Raw genomic sequence first — 15,006 nt, forward strand, 5'->3', positions numbered from 1 at the left:
GAGGAATAGCAATGACAGAAGATGAACGACTACTTTCCGCTCAAACAAGCGAAGGGGAAGAGTCCTTAGAAAAATCTCTGCGTCCTCAATTTCTCGAACAATATATTGGTCAAGATAAAGTCAAACAAGAGCTTACGATCTATATCGAAGCTGCGCGTAATCGGGAAGAAGCTTTAGACCACACTCTTTTATATGGTCCTCCAGGACTTGGTAAGACAACTATGGCAATGGTGATTGCCAATGAAATGCATGTCAATATCCGTACGACTAGTGGACCTGCGATCGAACGAGCTGGTGATTTAGTGGCCATTTTAAATGAACTAGAGCCAGGCGATGTTTTATTTATCGATGAAATCCATCGTTTACCTCGTGTAGTAGAAGAAATGCTCTATTCTGCAATGGAAGATTTCTACGTAGATATTATGGTAGGCCAAGGAACGACAGCACACCCAGTTCATTTTCCTCTACCACCATTCACATTGATCGGTGCAACGACTCGAGCTGGAATGTTATCTGCTCCATTGCGGGACCGATTTGGGATTATTTCTCATATGGAGTATTACGAAACAAAAGATTTGAAGGAAATCGTATTACGTTCAGCAGATATTTTCCAAACAGAAATCGTAGAAGAAGGTGCCTTTGAGATTGCGCGGCGTTCCCGTGGTACACCGCGTATAGCGAACCGCTTATTAAAACGTGTTCGTGATTTTGCCCAAGTACAATCAAACGGTACGATTGATCGAGGGATTGCAGATCAGGCATTGACCTTATTGCAAGTTGATCATCAAGGTTTAGATTACGTGGACCAAAAATTATTAAAAACAATGATTGAACTATACGGCGGTGGGCCTGTTGGGTTAAGTACGTTAGCTGTTAATATCAGTGAAGAGACAGAAACGGTCGAAGATATGTACGAACCGTATTTGATTCAAAAAGGTTTTATCAAGCGAACGCCAAGAGGGCGGATCGCAACGGCTTTAGCTTATGAACATTTTGGCTATGAATCGTATTATCAAGAATAATGGAACGAAAATAAGGATGGAACAAAAGTGCGGGTTACTTTTGTTCCATCCTTATTTCTTTGTTTTTATTATGAGATCAATCAAACTGTGAGTGTAAATCTGCGTTCACTAAATTTAACCGTTTTCCTGTCCTTTAAAGGTAGTAAAGAAAGCGTCTAGCTCAACGGCAATATCCGCTTGGTCTAGTATTTTCAGTGTATTCAATGCCCAATGAACTTTTTTTTCTCCAGCGATAGCGTCTCCCTGACAAATAGCAAACAATCCACTGTAATAGATAAACATGATCCGAAAAAAGCTGTTGATAAATTCTTTACTAAGTTCTTCCAACCAATCTAGCGCCTGTGAAATGTCAGCCCACTCTTGCTTGCGAAACAATGTCGGCAATATGTTAGCGAGTAGAGCACCATAGATTGGCACTGCTCGATCATATGAACGGTAGTGAGGAAGGGATTTTAGTAGTAGCTTAAAAAAGAAAATTTGTTGTTCTTGATTAAACATATCAGCATTGTTACTAAATAAGAGAATCTCCTGCAATGTCCAACTTTGTACATCCATCAAATAGCTACTAAGGATTTGGATATCCTTTGGATTACTTTGCCAATTTTCAAACGTTTTATGGTGCTCAAAATAGGTGAGAGACTGAATTCTTAAACGTAGTTCAGCCTGACGTACAAGGGTCAAAGCAGTAGGTTTAGTATGGTGTAATTGAGTTTGGTACATTTTTTCTAATGCTTGAATATCATGGCGATTGGCTGCGTGAGAAAAATTGTTGATATAATCGTTTTCTTCCTGTAGGTGGTACTCATTGTGAATATAAAAAAATTCATCAATATCTACCCTTAATCGGTCTAAAATCTGCCTAAATAAAAAAAGTGAGATATCATGCTTTCCTTGTTCAAATTCAATGGCATAGGATTTTGTGATGATCTCGTTGTACACTTCTTTTTGACGATAGCCTTTATTTAAACGAATTTGTCTAATTGTCAGTCCATAATTTTTCAATTCGTCAGCACCTCCTAGCGTTAGTTTAACTTGTTTTTTTACAGGTATCAAAAGGTTGGACTCAGTCAGGTCTTATATATCAGACCAAATCAATGAAACGCTTAAAAAGTGGTTATTATCTAAACAGCAGAAGTGTTGTGCTTGTATACTAGGCGAATCACTTGTTTACTACAAAGATAGAAATTATACTAAAGAAAATAAACTTGAGGGTGTGGAGAAGATGCAAGAATTATTTGATCGAAAAGTAAAATTAGTCCCAGCGATTGTCTCATTAGTGTTATTGGGTGGTGCATTTTACTCATTATTGAATACGGCATTTATATTGAATTTTTGTATTATTCTTGTTGCAGGATTAATAGGTATGTACTTGATGTATGGGGTGGAAGGAATTAAAAAGCTGTATTCTCCGCTGAAAAAAGGCTCAGTTAAAATCATATTGATTGCCTATGTTTTAAGTTGGGTAACGGCTCTTTTAGCAAAATTTTTAGCTGAGGTCATTGGTCAACCTACTGCTGATAATCCAATCGTAAATCAATTCGGACAAGGATTACTACCAGCACTTACCTTACTAGTAAAAACACTATTTATGCTTGCTGGAGAAGAAATCATTACGACGATTCCGTTGATCTTGCTGGTTCATGTAGCGTTACGCTATAAAGTTGAACGAAAAACAGCGATTATTGGTTCTGTTATATTGACTAGTCTGATGTTTGGCTCGTTACATTTAACGACGTATGATTGGAATTGGTTTCAGTGCTTAGTGGTGATCGGTTTGACTCGGATTCCATTTACATGGGCGACGTTAAAAACAAATTCAATCTGGGCGGGTACGATCATTCATATCGCATTTGATTGGTTGATTTTTATTGGTGTGATGCTTTCTACATTAGCTCATTAACAATAGGAATCAGTAAAAATTTTCTGCTATTAAAAATACAATGTTAGAGCTATACCATTTCGAGGTATGGCTCTAACATTTTTTTGTTTTATATGCAAATCATAGCCCCTTTTAAAAAAAAAGTGAGTATTTGATTAGAAAAAAAATCGTATCATTTGCACTAAATTTTTTATGCTCTTATAGTTGATAGTATACCAATTAGTAAAAATAATAAACGAAAGGATGGAAATTATGGAAAAGAATACGAGAAAAAAAGGTTTTGTATCATACTTAACAACGCAAGATGAAGCAGGGGCAAATATCTCTTGGGGGGCAATTATAGCAGGATTAGTTTCCTTCTTTGCAATTTTCTTTACTTTAAGTTTGATCGGTTCAGCCATTGGTTTTGGGATCGTTAAACCAACATCGGATAATCCGTTGGACGGTGTGGGAATGGGACTTATTATTTGGACAGTGGTGACATTTGTTCTTTCATTATTTTGTAGTGGATTTATTGCAGGAGTAGCAGCGCGCAGAGTGGGCTTAGTTCATGGTTTTCTAACGTGGGCAACAAGTGTCTTGGTGCTATTAGCTGTACTTTCATATACAGCAATCGGTGCATTTTCAGCGATCGGTTCGTTATTTGGGAATATTGCTTCAGCGACTGGCAACACTGTGGAAACTGTAGCTTCAGGCACATCTGATGTGATCAGTAAAGGATTTGATAAAGTTACAGATGGAGTTCAATCAGTAGATACAACAGAGCTTCAAGGACAAGTAAAAAAAGTATTATCGGATACTGATGTGAAAGAATTACAACCAGACTATCTAACAGATCAAATGAAAGAAGCCACAGATGAAATCACGAATGCTGGAAAAGAAATCGTCAAAAATCCTGATAACTCGGATAAAATCTTCAAAGATACTGCAGATTCATTAGAAGCAAAAGCAAAAAAAATCGGTGATTCAATCGATCGCCCAGCAATCGCGAATGCAGTAGCAAAAAATACAGATTTATCGCAAGAAGAAGCAGAACAAGCAACCAATAATATCTACAATGAATTACAAAAGGCATCTAAAGAAACACAAACACAAATCGAAAATGCAAAAACAAGTTTGGAAGATGCCAAAGAAGACTTAGATAAAAATATCAAAGAAGCGAGACAAACAGCAGAAGATACGTCAAACACAGTAGCTAAAGCGTCTATTTGGGGCTTTGTTGCAATGGTTTTAGGTATGGTCATCACTTCTCTGGCTGGTTTGTGGGGCTCTAATTTAGTGAAAGATCCTGTGACTGAAAGTAAATTGTAAAATCATATAGCAATGAATCAGTTTTAAAGAGGTATAGCGAGGCTATGCCTTTTTTTACTTTCCGTTAAAATTCCCTCAAAACCTTATATTTTCCACTCATTTTTTGGTATGATGAACCTATCTAGAAAAAGCGAGGAAAATAACATGAGCGAATCACAAATTACGAAAAAAGCTATTTCGGCTGCGTTGATCGAATTATGCGATCGAAAATTATTCAGTAAAATTAGCGTCCAAGATATCACGAAAGAAGTTGGGCTAAATCGTCAAACGTTCTATTATCATTTTACGGACAAACAAGATTTATTACGTTGGATTTACACTCATGATGCATTGATTTATTTAGATTCACCAGATGTTTCAATCGACAACTGGGAAGAACAGGCGTTAAAAATGCTAAAAGCGATTCAATCTAAAAATGATTTCTATTATAATACCGTTAGTTCTGATTCCGATATTTTAAGAACGTGTTTTTCAACGATCACTAATAAATTGTTTATCAATCTATTTGACCAAATGGACAAAGAAAACCAATTGCTTCCAGAAGATAAAGTCTTCTATGCACGCTTCTTTTCATATGGCTGTAGCGGTGTCTTGATTGACTGGATTCTGGGTGGTTACAAAGAATCACCGCTTGAAATTGCAACACAGCTATTCCGATTAGCGAAAGATACTGAGTTTTTCTCTTATCGTCTCTACGCGCAAGAAAATGAACTATTGTGACAAATTGTCCATTGTGTCTAAAAAGAAGACGGAATGGAAAGGCTATCACAAGACATTTATAAGAAATCATTGTACGCTTGGTTCATAAATTGAATCGGGGGGATTCTCATGAAAAAAAGACATATTGGATTAGCAGCAGCAGGTGCCTTAGGTGCGGCCTTTCTAGCGAAAAAAGTATCCAGCGAAAAGAAAGTAGAAAAAGTTGCTGAAATCGAAGAAGAAATCAATAGTCGTTATTATGGAGATAAACAGGTCTACTTAATCGGTGGGGGAATTGCCACAATGGCTGCAGCAGCCTACTTGATTCGCGATGCGAACTTCAGTGGAAAGAATATCCATGTGATCGAAGGCATGAAAATTCTCGGCGGAAGCAATGATGGGATCGGGACCAATGAAAAAGGCTTTGTCGCTCGTGGTGGGCGGATGTTAAATGAAGAAACGTACGAAAACTTCTGGGAATTATTTAGCAGCATTCCATCATTAGAATGGCCTGATCACAGTGTGACGGATGAAATTTTAAATTTTGACCATTTACATCCAACACATGCGCAAGCACGTTTAGTGACAAAAGATCAAGAAATCCTTGATGCTCATACAATGGGCTTTGATAATGAAGACCGCTTAGCGATGACAAAATTATTAGCTGCTTCAGAAGAAAGTTTAGATGGTGTAACAATTGAAGAATGGTTTGGACCACATTTCTTTGAAACAAATTTCTGGTATATGTGGCAAACAACATTCGCTTTCCAAAAATGGAGCAGTGCTTTTGAATTACGTCGTTATATGAATCGAATGATTTTAGAATTTTCTCGAATCGACACATTAGAAGGCGTTACTCGTACACCGCTAAATCAATACGATAGTGTGATTTTACCTTTGAAATCATTTTTAGAAAAACATGGGGTCGATTTTACCTTGAATGAAGATGTAGTCGATTTAGAATTCAAACCAGGTTCTGAAATCACGGTTACTGCGTTGAAACTTGGTAATGGCGAAACAATCGAGCTGAATGAAGAAGACGTTGTGATCATGACTAACGGAACGATGACAGATAGTTCTACAGAAGGTGATTGGAGCACTCCAGCACCGGTAGTTACCGAAGAATCTCGCTCTGCCCGCCTGTGGCGTAATATTGCGAAGAAAAAAGTAGGATTAGGAAATCCAGAACCATTCTTTGGCAATGAAGCTGAGACCAATTGGGAAAGCTTTACTGTAACATGTCGTGGTGACAAACTATTAAAACGAATCGAAGAATTTTCCGGCAACATTCCTGGATCAGGTGCTTTGATGACGTTGAAAGATTCAAGTTGGTTAATGAGTACCGTTGTGGCGGCGCAACCTCATTTTAAAAACCAAGATCCTGATACGACAATTTTCTGGGGATACGGCATTTACACAGATAAAGTCGGCGATTATGTGAAAAAACCAATGCGTGATTGTACTGGGGAAGAAATTTTGTACGAATGGATTTGCCAAATGGGGTGGCAAGCAGATTGGGATGAAATCGTTAAAGATGTGGTGAATGTGATTCCTGCCTACATGCCATACATTGATGCACAATTCCAACCACGTAAAATGACGGATCGTCCCCAAGTGGTTCCAGAGGGCAGCACGAACTTTGCAATGGTCAGTCAATTTGTGGAAATTCCGAAAGATATGGTCTTCACGGAAGAATATTCAGTACGTGCGGCGAGAATTGCTGTTTATACGTTATTTGATATTGATAAGGAGATTATTCCGGTTACGCCATATAATCGTGATCCGAAAGTGTTAGCTAAAGCTGCACAAACGATGTTTAGATAAGAATATATAGATTGTTTATCCTTAAAAAGTTTAGAATTAATAAATCTAAACTTTGTATTGAAAAATATGTATCGTGTTATATGAAATAGTCAAAGAGTAAAAGATAAATCAAGGAGTGATTTATCTTTTACTCTTTTTTGATATTCTATTTTCCAGAAAAAAATCTAAAATAGATTTTTGGATTTTAATATCTTTTTTTGGGACGAAAATTTCTAAAAAAAAATAATAAAAAATATGTGAATTACTGCATAATAGTTTTAATCTAATCGAATTATTTCTTTTTTTGCTGAAAAAAGAGTAAAAAAAGAAATGAAAAACGAGGAATAAAGGATATATTTATTGAAATAGAGTACTTTTTTTATTTTTAGGAGGGAATAATGAGAGCTTTTTTGGATGAAACATATGATAGGCAATTAAAAATTTTAAGTTATATAGATAATAAAAAAAAGGTAGTCACGATAAAACAAATTTCTGATGATACTAATCTTTCAGAGAAAACAGTATTACAAATAATCAGAAGGTTCGAACAAGATCGTGATTTCCAAGAACCTCAGTTTCAGATTATTCATTCCAATAAATCAATTAGAGGAATTTATGCAGAAAACCTAGACTTGATGAGAATCTCATCAGGGTATGTAAAAAAATCTGTCCTTTATAAAATGATCCGTAATATTTTTTTATATGAAAAAGTAGATGTTAAAAAATTTTGTGAGTTAGAATATATAAGTCCTCCAACATTTTCTCGCTATCGGCAACGGCTAGTTACTATCTTAAAACAGTTTGGTTTAAGGTTATCCCGTGAAAACCAAATTCATGGAGATGAAATGAAGATCAGAAACTTCTTTTACCAGTTTTTCTCTCAATCATCAAGTGAATGGGAATTTAGCTTACAAGAATATCGTGAAATTGAAACGTATATTTATAAGCAAATCAACACTTGGCAAGCTAACAACAAAATCAAACAACGAAAAATTTGCCTGCTTGTTTATATCAGTAACGTTCGTTCTTCGCAAAGACACTATTGTGAAAATAATATAATGACTCAACTAACAAAACAGCTTAATATGGATTATCATTCAGACTACAAATATTTAAGTGGATTATTTGGTTATTTTTTATCAAAGAAAAATAGAACATTGGAGCAAGTTTGGAGTGAGTTAGCTTTCATACAATTGTTTTTATACATAGAAGATTTAAGTGATGAAACAATCGACTACGACAATTATGAAGCATATTTTAGTGAACAGAACTTTTCTTTTATTAAACAAAGTAATTTATTAACAGAAACAATCATTACGACTTTTTTTTCAGAAATTGATACGACCGATAAAAAACTATTTTTACAAATCAGGCAAGAAATAGATAAAATGCATCTAGTATTATCTGAATTTTATATCGATTCGCGCATATTTTATTATGTTTATGATCCAGTCAATTTTTATTACCGTGATTCATTTGAAGGTAAAATTTTTGAGCAGGTAAAGCAAATCGTGGCTGAACTGATTGAAGAACCTAAATATCAATATTTATGGAGTCAATTAAAAAGAAATACGAATGAAGAAGCCTTTGTAAATTACCTGTATTTAATCGTTTATGCTCTTTTGAGCAAGCTTCAACAGTATACATATAAAACAGTCAAAGTGATGATCCAAAATTCAAAATTATTTATAGAAGGTATTATTTCCAATAAATTGAGGTTGATTTTTGGAGATAGAATTCAATTAGTAGATGGGTTTCGAAATAATCCTGATATTTTGATTACAGATGTATATTTACCTGACACACCAAAGCAAACCAAAGAACTATTCGTCAGTTCCTTCTCCGACCTCGTGGATTTTAATAGCGCTGTTGATGGAATAAAAAAGGAAATCATCAATCAATATGACCAACGAGTAGTTAAAAAAAATTCAATCAATGTTCATTTAGAAGTAGCCAGTCTGAATTCTTGTGCTTACGAATAGAGATAGAGCTTCCCAAGTAGCCGAATTGAAAGGATCATCAAAGAAGAAAAAGTCTTGATTACTAATATCCCCTTCATAACTGTCAGAAATGACTAAGTTTGCTTGCTGAATATCTGAAGTAAAATGAATGACTCGCGTTCCCAAGGTAGTTAATAAGTATTTTTTGATCTTATCTCCAATATAAAAATTTTTTGAGTATTGGCAAAAAATATACAACGGTTCTATATTTCGAGCACTATCTATTATGCAATAAAGCAAATTGGTCATATAAGTAACTAATCCTTTATTAGTTATTTTTTTTAAGAATGAATCGGTTATAGAAAATTGTACTATTAGATTATCAATTTCTTTTTCAATTTTTGAAAAATTCTGCCCATCATTATCTAGGAAAGTAAGTCGATCCTCATTCTCTAAAGTAGAATGATAATCAACGTTGATGTAGTGCACATAAAGTAAAGCAATCATTAAATTGTAGTAATAGAGAAGATATTCTTCTGAATTCATGACTAAATCATATTTTACTTGTATTAACTCTAGTAAATCAGTACAGCTTTTAGTTAAAGCTAGTTGTGAATTGATCAATCGTTGAGCTGTTTTTTGTTTGGTCTTTTTTGTATCAATATCAGAAATAAAAAAACGGCTTAAAAAACCAAAATAAACTTGTTCATTTTTTAGTTCTTCCAAGGTCAGTGTATTGTTGAAGTCAATAGTAAATGTTGTCGGATTTTCTGTTTCTAAAATAATTAAGTAAGACAAAAATTCCTCTGTAATCGAGATTTTTTCTTGTAAATATAAGCTTCTCCAGTAAGTAATATTTTGATGGTAACGTAGTCGTGTATGTTGAGATGGGGCTAATATCGTGTTGATTGGCAAAGGCAACTGCTTGAAATAATCTGGGGATTTGTTGAATGGCCAGACGATCCCTTTATTTGTATTCCAATACATGTAAAAAAGAAAAAAGCGAATATCAGCCTCAGCCCCATAAACATTAGATTTGCGAGAAAAATCGCCAAAAGCAATTTTTACTCTGAAGTAACTAAGTTGCTGATTGATTGTATTCAAACTTTTGTATGTATATGAGGGGCTCAAGTTAATGCTTTGAGCAAGTGACTCTAAAGAAGCATGATTTTTGTTAGCCGCCGCCGCAAAAATCAAAATTTCGGACGAAATATAGATATAGCTAAGTCTCACTTTATCAAGCACAAAAGCAATGTTTAACAAATCAGGTAGCACAACATAAAATGTTGTGTTTTTTTGCTGTATCTGGATGGGTGTTTTAGTGAATAGAAGGCTTAGATCTTCATTTAACTGTTTAATATAGCGATAGATAGTACTTTTAGATTCTTGACTATCGGTGATGATTTCTTGAATGCCAAGACCTTGTTTACTATATAGAAGTTTTTTTAGAAGCTCAAATTTATTGGCTTCATTTTTTTTCATAAATTTTTTATTCATACTATCATACATTCCTTTTGTATTAAAAAAACGATTTTTTTATTTTTATTATTATGGAAATATAACATAAAAAACTGAATTAGTTAAAAGGTAAACACTGTAATTCAAGTATATTTCAACTATTTTTCAAAAAAAACGGGAAAAATAGTAATTTTTGTAATTTTTATTAAAAATCAAAAGATATAATTTAGGAGAAATGAATATCTGTTTTGAAACAAAAAACATTTTTTTATTTTATTTTTGAAATTATTTGACAGAGTCATTTTATTATTTCTTAAAAAGAAAGGAAAATAATATGTACAACATAGGGATTATACCAGTAGAAGAATTAAAGAACAGTACATATACTGAGCAGTTTAGCAAAACAAGGTATCGATTATATTCTTTAACAAAGGCTGAAATATGCACCAAAGCTTCACAAATGGATGCCTTAATAATAGAAGAGTCTCCATTAGTTGGGCTAAAAAATACCTGTGAGTTAATTTTAGAACTTAGACGTAATGCTAAATCCTTGATTTGGGTGGTATCCAAAGCAGTGACTAAAACAAGTAAAATTGTTTATCTTCAGTTAGGTGCAGATGGTGTAGTAGATACAGAAACAGAGAAAGAAGAATTTTTATTACAATTTTCCAATATATTAAGCAGATTTACGAATGAACAAAAAACGGAAAATAAAACATTTTCATATGCTGGACAAGAGTCATTCCAAAGGCAGCTAAAACTCATCCCGAGTAACCTAAGTATTGTTGTGGAAGGAAAAGAAATTAGTTTAACCCAACTTGAATTTCAAACAATCGCGCTTTTACTAGAAAACAGAGGGAAAGCCGTGACCTATGAAGAAATCTTTACAACTGTTTGGCAAGATAAATATGCCGATACACAATTAGAGAATAAGCAATATCGAATCAGCAACCTAATCTTTCATTTACGGAAGAAGATGGAAATAGACACTGGACATCCTAACTATATCAAAACGGTCCGCTCAAAAGGATATATGTTAGTAAATACAAAAAATGCATAAAATTCTAATTAATATGTTGGCATACCAGAAACAAGCTGACCGTTAGTATATAAATCTATTAAATATAAAGCTAGTAAAAAAACGATAGAGGATGAAATGATGAGTAAAGAAAAAGTAAAAGGTTCTGCAAAAAAAAAGAAAGCGGGAAAGACTAACTCTGATCATACTCGTAAAGCTAAAAGTAAAGTAAGAAGGTCTGGATCACCCACTAAAAATGGTGTGGTAAATCGAAAAAAGAAAAAAAAATCTCCAATTTCAACTTCAAAAGGACACAGAGTATTTCTCTTTATTTGGAATTTTATTTTCTATGTTTTAATGCTGAGTCTATTGGTAGGTTCCAGCTTAATGGCGATGATGCAGCAACAAGATAAAGCATTAAACGGTTATCGAATGTTTGGCGTTTTAACGAACTCAATGGTCTCGCCAGACAATACATTAAAAAATGGTGGATTTCGAGCGGGCGACATGTTGATCATCAAAGAAGTTCCAGATAATCAAGTAAAAGTTGGGGACGTAATCACTTATCGTCCATCAACGAATCCAACGAATAAAAGTACTAATTTTCTAACACATAGAGTGGCGAAAATAGAAGATCACTTAGGTGAAGAAAAAGGCATCTTTTTCACTACTCGGGGAGATGCGAATAAATCAGATGATATGCCCATCAGTGCTAAAGCACTAGTTGGCAAAGTAACAATTCGTGTACCGAAAATCGGCGGCATTTTAGCTTTTGTAAAAGAAAATTGGTTCATTTCATTAATTTTTATGATTAGCATTATTGGTTTTATATGGGTCACTCGAATTTATATTCTAAACGGATCTGGAAAAACTCATAATCAGAAAAAACGAAAAGCAAAACCTAAAACGGATATTACCTTATCTAAGGTTAATATAAATAAAACACACACTAGGAGGAAACACCAATGAAACAAAATAAGAATAAGAAAAAATGGGTTGTAGCTGCTACAACACTAGCAGCGATGGCTGCTTTAGCAGGAACTTTTGCTTGGTTTACCAGCCAAGATAGCGCAAAAAACCATTTTGAAGGAAGTATTGCTGGTAGTGACGTAGAAGTAGTCGAAACATTTACACCACCAACTGATTGGAAACCTGGACAAAAAGTGAATAAGGACGTAGCCATTTTAAACTCAGGTGATTATGATTCAATGATTCGTGTATCTTTTAATGAAGTTTTAACAAAACTAACAGATGCTTCTTCAAAAACAAGTAATGATGTAACAAATTTAGATGGAAAAACAAAAGATCAAGTTTATCTATTTCCTTTGAGTAAAACAGAAGGAACGTGGCAAGATGCTAAAGTAGTAGATACTAAAATGACTGTTGCTACCGGTGATTATGCTGGAACGTATACATTGAAAGCAAAAGAACAAGTAGTGACAACAAATACAGGATCAACATACCGTTATGTCTCTTATTGGGATAATGGGACAGAACAATACTACGCAAAAGCAGGTTCATATAGCCGTGCAGAAGATGGAAGCATTACTCCTTCAACACCAGAATTTAAATATGTTGATCTAGCAGCAACACCAGTGAATATGGACTGGACAAAACCCATGTACAACCCAACTTTAACAATTGATGCCGATGGTAATGCTACAGTTTTGGCTGGTTCAGATACAGGGAAACAGATTACATTAGATTTTGTTAATTTATCAGCAACTCCAACAGCGGGTAAATGGTACTATAATGAGAATGATGGCTATTTTTATTATGTAGGAATTGTAGCATCGCAAACGCAAACACCACAATTATTAGACTCAGTTACTTTAGGAAATGGTGCAGATAATAGCTATAGTAAAGTACAATTTGACTTAGTTGTTAATTCTACATCTATTCAAGCAGCAAAAGAAGCCGTGAATAGTGATCAATGGGTAAAAGATACAAATGCTGATTTAAAAACTGCTTTAGAAGGTTTATACAAATAAAAGGTGAAATGAAAAATAAAATTTTAAAATAGAAGTAATTCAATAAGTACATTAATACTAGCTGGTTAGTGAGTGATGCATCCAATCATCAACCACTAACCTGCTTTTGTTTTGAAAAATGAAAAGTGAAAAGTGAAGTAAATTGATTACTGACTATTTTCTCTAGCTCTATGGGCTAGTTTCACGGGAAAAGAGAAAACGTGATTAGGATAAAAAGCACCGCACTTAATGTTCCTATTTTTTCAGATGAGACTAAATGAGCTCATTCCGCTTTTAAATTAGAAAGGAGGCAAAGAATGACTCATAAAAAATGGATACAAATTTTTTCTCTCTTGTTTTTTGGATTGATAGTCGTAGGATATCCACCCAATCAGGCTTTGGCACAGGAACTTCCAAAAGGAATGGTTGTTGGCGATGATCAAGGAATCGTTGCTAAGAAAAATGGCGAATACTTAATGGAAGTCAAAGCGGTCATGCCTGGTAAAAAATGGCATACGACCATTTCGATGGTCAATATGGAAAAAGGAATTCCGTATAGACTTACAATGCTTATTTCACCTCCTGAAGTGTCAGGAAATCTTGATTTATCAAAATCAATCCAAATGACATTAACCTACCAAAATAAGCAGGTGTATCATGGACCGATTTCAGGAGTGAGTAGCAAGCTAGATTTACAACGTACACCACTAGACCTAGGCGTCTTCCAAGCAGGAGATAGCCGAGCTTTGGAAGTGGACTTTTCTTTATCAGGAGAATATACAAATCAAGATTTTGCTGTTAAAAATGTAATGGATAATATTTGGACTTTTTATGCTGTGACAACGGCAGAACCACCCTCCGATTCGACAACAGATTCACTAACTCCAAAACGACACGGATTATTTCCTTCAACAGGGGAGGCCATGAAGCAAGGGATGATTTTTCTTTGTTTAGGGTTGTTTATTATTCTACTCGTTTTGCTGATTGGAAAAGCAAAACGAAAAGGAAATGAATAAAAAGTGGCGGATGCTTAGAAAGAAGATGATGGAGACGAAAAAAAAGTTAAGATATAAAAAAATAAACTATTTATTAAAAAACAAATGGTTCGTTACGCTATTTACACTTGGATTTATTGTGAGTGTAACTGCCTTGAGTGAAACATATGCTTGGTTTGAATCATCGGACAATCGCAAAAACTCTTTTGAAGGAACTAAGCTTGTAGCAGAAATCGATGAGATATTTACTCCAAATAAAGAATGGCAACCAGGCAGTACAACAACAAAAGAAGTACGTATCAAAAATGTCGGACCTGCTACTGCGTTTGTTCGTGTCTCTCTTTACGAATTTTTAGCAAGTTTCCAAATAGACGTGACCGACCAAACTGGAAATGGCAATTTAAAAACAGTTGCTACAGCAATTCAGCCGAGTCTAGATGAAGCAAATACGGATACTTGGGAAATAGCAGCTAAAAATCATGGCACGTATACAAGTATCGGGGAAAATTATGTTACAGATTCAGCGCTAATTTCAGATCCATTAAACAAAACGGGCATGTATGAATATAATAGTTCTGAAAGAGAAAAATCAGCTTTAAAATACTTGGATCTAAATTTTTCCAAAACATTTGAAGCAACAATACCAAATGAAACAGGAAAAAAGTGGGTCTATGAGAATGGCTACTTTTATTATTTGAGTCCATTAAAATCTGGAGAATTAAGCGAACCATTGCTGGATAGTGTAACTTTATCTGATACACTATCTAATCAATACAAAGGAGCACTTTATAAACTAAAAGTTTATATGGACGCACATGATTTAACACAACCGCTGATAAATGAATGGCAATTAGACCAGAAAGGTAAGGTTTACCCATTATTAGTTGACCAACTAAAATGAGGAGGACGAA

General features: G+C 34.5%; 13 protein-coding genes. 11 read left to right on the forward strand and 2 right to left on the reverse strand.

What is annotated here, in order from left to right:
* Window positions 1-11 precede the first annotated feature (11 nt).
* Entirely contained in the window at window positions 12-1,022 is a 1,011-nt protein-coding gene (ruvB, locus tag I586_RS14040; RefSeq protein ID WP_010763532.1) for a Holliday junction branch migration DNA helicase RuvB, read from the forward strand.
* A gap of 114 nt (window positions 1,023-1,136) precedes the next feature.
* On the opposite strand, the gene I586_RS14045 is transcribed toward ruvB, so the two are convergent.
* Complete coding sequence (locus tag I586_RS14045; protein WP_034702610.1) at window positions 1,137-2,024, reverse strand: helix-turn-helix domain-containing protein; 888 nt, start codon at window positions 2,022-2,024, stop codon at window positions 1,137-1,139.
* 220 nt (window positions 2,025-2,244) lie between these two features.
* On the opposite strand from I586_RS14045, the gene I586_RS14050 reads away from it, so the two are divergent.
* The 5 genes from I586_RS14050 to I586_RS14070 all read left to right on the forward strand — a co-directional run bounded on the left by I586_RS14050 (window position 2,245) and on the right by I586_RS14070 (window position 8,696).
* A complete protein-coding gene (locus tag I586_RS14050) occupies window positions 2,245-2,922 on the forward strand; it encodes a CPBP family intramembrane glutamic endopeptidase (protein WP_010763534.1) in 678 nt (225 codons plus the stop codon).
* Window positions 2,923-3,153: 231 nt separating this feature from the next.
* Window positions 3,154-4,212: a hypothetical protein gene (locus I586_RS14055; RefSeq protein WP_010763535.1), complete on the forward strand. Its 1,059-nt coding sequence runs from the start codon at window positions 3,154-3,156 to the stop codon at window positions 4,210-4,212.
* A gap of 144 nt (window positions 4,213-4,356) precedes the next feature.
* Complete coding sequence (locus I586_RS14060; RefSeq protein WP_010763536.1) at window positions 4,357-4,932, forward strand: TetR/AcrR family transcriptional regulator; 576 nt, start codon at window positions 4,357-4,359, stop codon at window positions 4,930-4,932.
* Between the two features lie 108 nt (window positions 4,933-5,040).
* Window positions 5,041-6,735: an oleate hydratase gene (locus I586_RS14065; RefSeq protein WP_010763537.1), complete on the forward strand. Its 1,695-nt coding sequence runs from the start codon at window positions 5,041-5,043 to the stop codon at window positions 6,733-6,735.
* A gap of 377 nt (window positions 6,736-7,112) precedes the next feature.
* Window positions 7,113-8,696, forward strand: coding sequence for a helix-turn-helix domain-containing protein (locus I586_RS14070; RefSeq protein ID WP_010763538.1), 1,584 nt, complete (start codon window positions 7,113-7,115; stop codon window positions 8,694-8,696).
* Here the strand turns inward: I586_RS14070 and I586_RS14075 are convergent.
* Window positions 8,658-10,151, reverse strand: coding sequence for a helix-turn-helix domain-containing protein (locus I586_RS14075; RefSeq protein ID WP_010763539.1), 1,494 nt, complete (start codon window positions 10,149-10,151; stop codon window positions 8,658-8,660). The genes I586_RS14070 and I586_RS14075 overlap by 39 nt on opposite strands.
* Window positions 10,152-10,446: 295 nt before the next feature.
* Here I586_RS14075 and I586_RS14080 point away from each other — a divergent pair, with 295 nt between their 5' ends.
* From I586_RS14080 to I586_RS14100, 5 genes are all read left to right on the forward strand, one after another.
* Window positions 10,447-11,172 carry a winged helix-turn-helix domain-containing protein gene (locus I586_RS14080; protein ID WP_010763540.1) on the forward strand — a complete coding sequence of 242 codons (726 nt, stop codon included), beginning with the start codon at window positions 10,447-10,449 and terminating at the stop codon, window positions 11,170-11,172.
* Between the two features lie 99 nt (window positions 11,173-11,271).
* The gene (locus I586_RS14085; protein WP_244147888.1) at window positions 11,272-12,099 is read left to right on the forward strand and encodes a signal peptidase I; all 828 of its coding nucleotides are present in this window, start codon (window positions 11,272-11,274) and stop codon (window positions 12,097-12,099) included.
* A complete protein-coding gene (locus I586_RS14090; RefSeq protein WP_010763542.1) occupies window positions 12,096-13,121 on the forward strand; it encodes a BsaA family SipW-dependent biofilm matrix protein in 1,026 nt (341 codons plus the stop codon). The genes I586_RS14085 and I586_RS14090 overlap by 4 nt, the downstream gene beginning before the upstream one ends.
* Window positions 13,122-13,417: 296 nt before the next feature.
* Window positions 13,418-14,116, forward strand: coding sequence for a hypothetical protein (locus tag I586_RS14095; RefSeq protein ID WP_010763543.1), 699 nt, complete (start codon window positions 13,418-13,420; stop codon window positions 14,114-14,116).
* Window positions 14,109-14,996: a BsaA family SipW-dependent biofilm matrix protein gene (locus I586_RS14100; protein WP_244147889.1), complete on the forward strand. Its 888-nt coding sequence runs from the start codon at window positions 14,109-14,111 to the stop codon at window positions 14,994-14,996. The genes I586_RS14095 and I586_RS14100 overlap by 8 nt, the downstream gene beginning before the upstream one ends.
* Window positions 14,997-15,006: the final 10 nt, after the last annotated feature.

It is taken from the genome of Enterococcus moraviensis ATCC BAA-383 (genome assembly GCF_000407445.1).
Lineage (GTDB): Bacteria > Bacillota > Bacilli > Lactobacillales > Enterococcaceae > Enterococcus_L > Enterococcus_L moraviensis.

What these genes read in the sequence shown, in the direction of transcription:
- I586_RS14075 (WP_010763539.1), bottom strand. Translation starts at nt 10,151, where the DNA reads ATGAATAAAAAATTTATGAAAAAAAATGAAGCCAATAAATTTGAGCTT.
- I586_RS14070 (WP_010763538.1), top strand. Translation starts at nt 7,113, where the DNA reads ATGAGAGCTTTTTTGGATGAAACATATGATAGGCAATTAAAAATTTTA.
- I586_RS14100 (WP_244147889.1), top strand. Translation starts at nt 14,109, where the DNA reads ATGAATAAAAAGTGGCGGATGCTTAGAAAGAAGATGATGGAGACGAAA.
- I586_RS14065 (WP_010763537.1), top strand. Translation starts at nt 5,041, where the DNA reads ATGAAAAAAAGACATATTGGATTAGCAGCAGCAGGTGCCTTAGGTGCG.
- I586_RS14080 (WP_010763540.1), top strand. Translation starts at nt 10,447, where the DNA reads ATGTACAACATAGGGATTATACCAGTAGAAGAATTAAAGAACAGTACA.
- I586_RS14085 (WP_244147888.1), top strand. Translation starts at nt 11,272, where the DNA reads ATGAGTAAAGAAAAAGTAAAAGGTTCTGCAAAAAAAAAGAAAGCGGGA.
- I586_RS14090 (WP_010763542.1), top strand. Translation starts at nt 12,096, where the DNA reads ATGAAACAAAATAAGAATAAGAAAAAATGGGTTGTAGCTGCTACAACA.
- I586_RS14050 (WP_010763534.1), top strand. Translation starts at nt 2,245, where the DNA reads ATGCAAGAATTATTTGATCGAAAAGTAAAATTAGTCCCAGCGATTGTC.
- ruvB (WP_010763532.1), top strand. Translation starts at nt 12, where the DNA reads ATGACAGAAGATGAACGACTACTTTCCGCTCAAACAAGCGAAGGGGAA.
- I586_RS14060 (WP_010763536.1), top strand. Translation starts at nt 4,357, where the DNA reads ATGAGCGAATCACAAATTACGAAAAAAGCTATTTCGGCTGCGTTGATC.
- I586_RS14055 (WP_010763535.1), top strand. Translation starts at nt 3,154, where the DNA reads ATGGAAAAGAATACGAGAAAAAAAGGTTTTGTATCATACTTAACAACG.
- I586_RS14095 (WP_010763543.1), top strand. Translation starts at nt 13,418, where the DNA reads ATGACTCATAAAAAATGGATACAAATTTTTTCTCTCTTGTTTTTTGGA.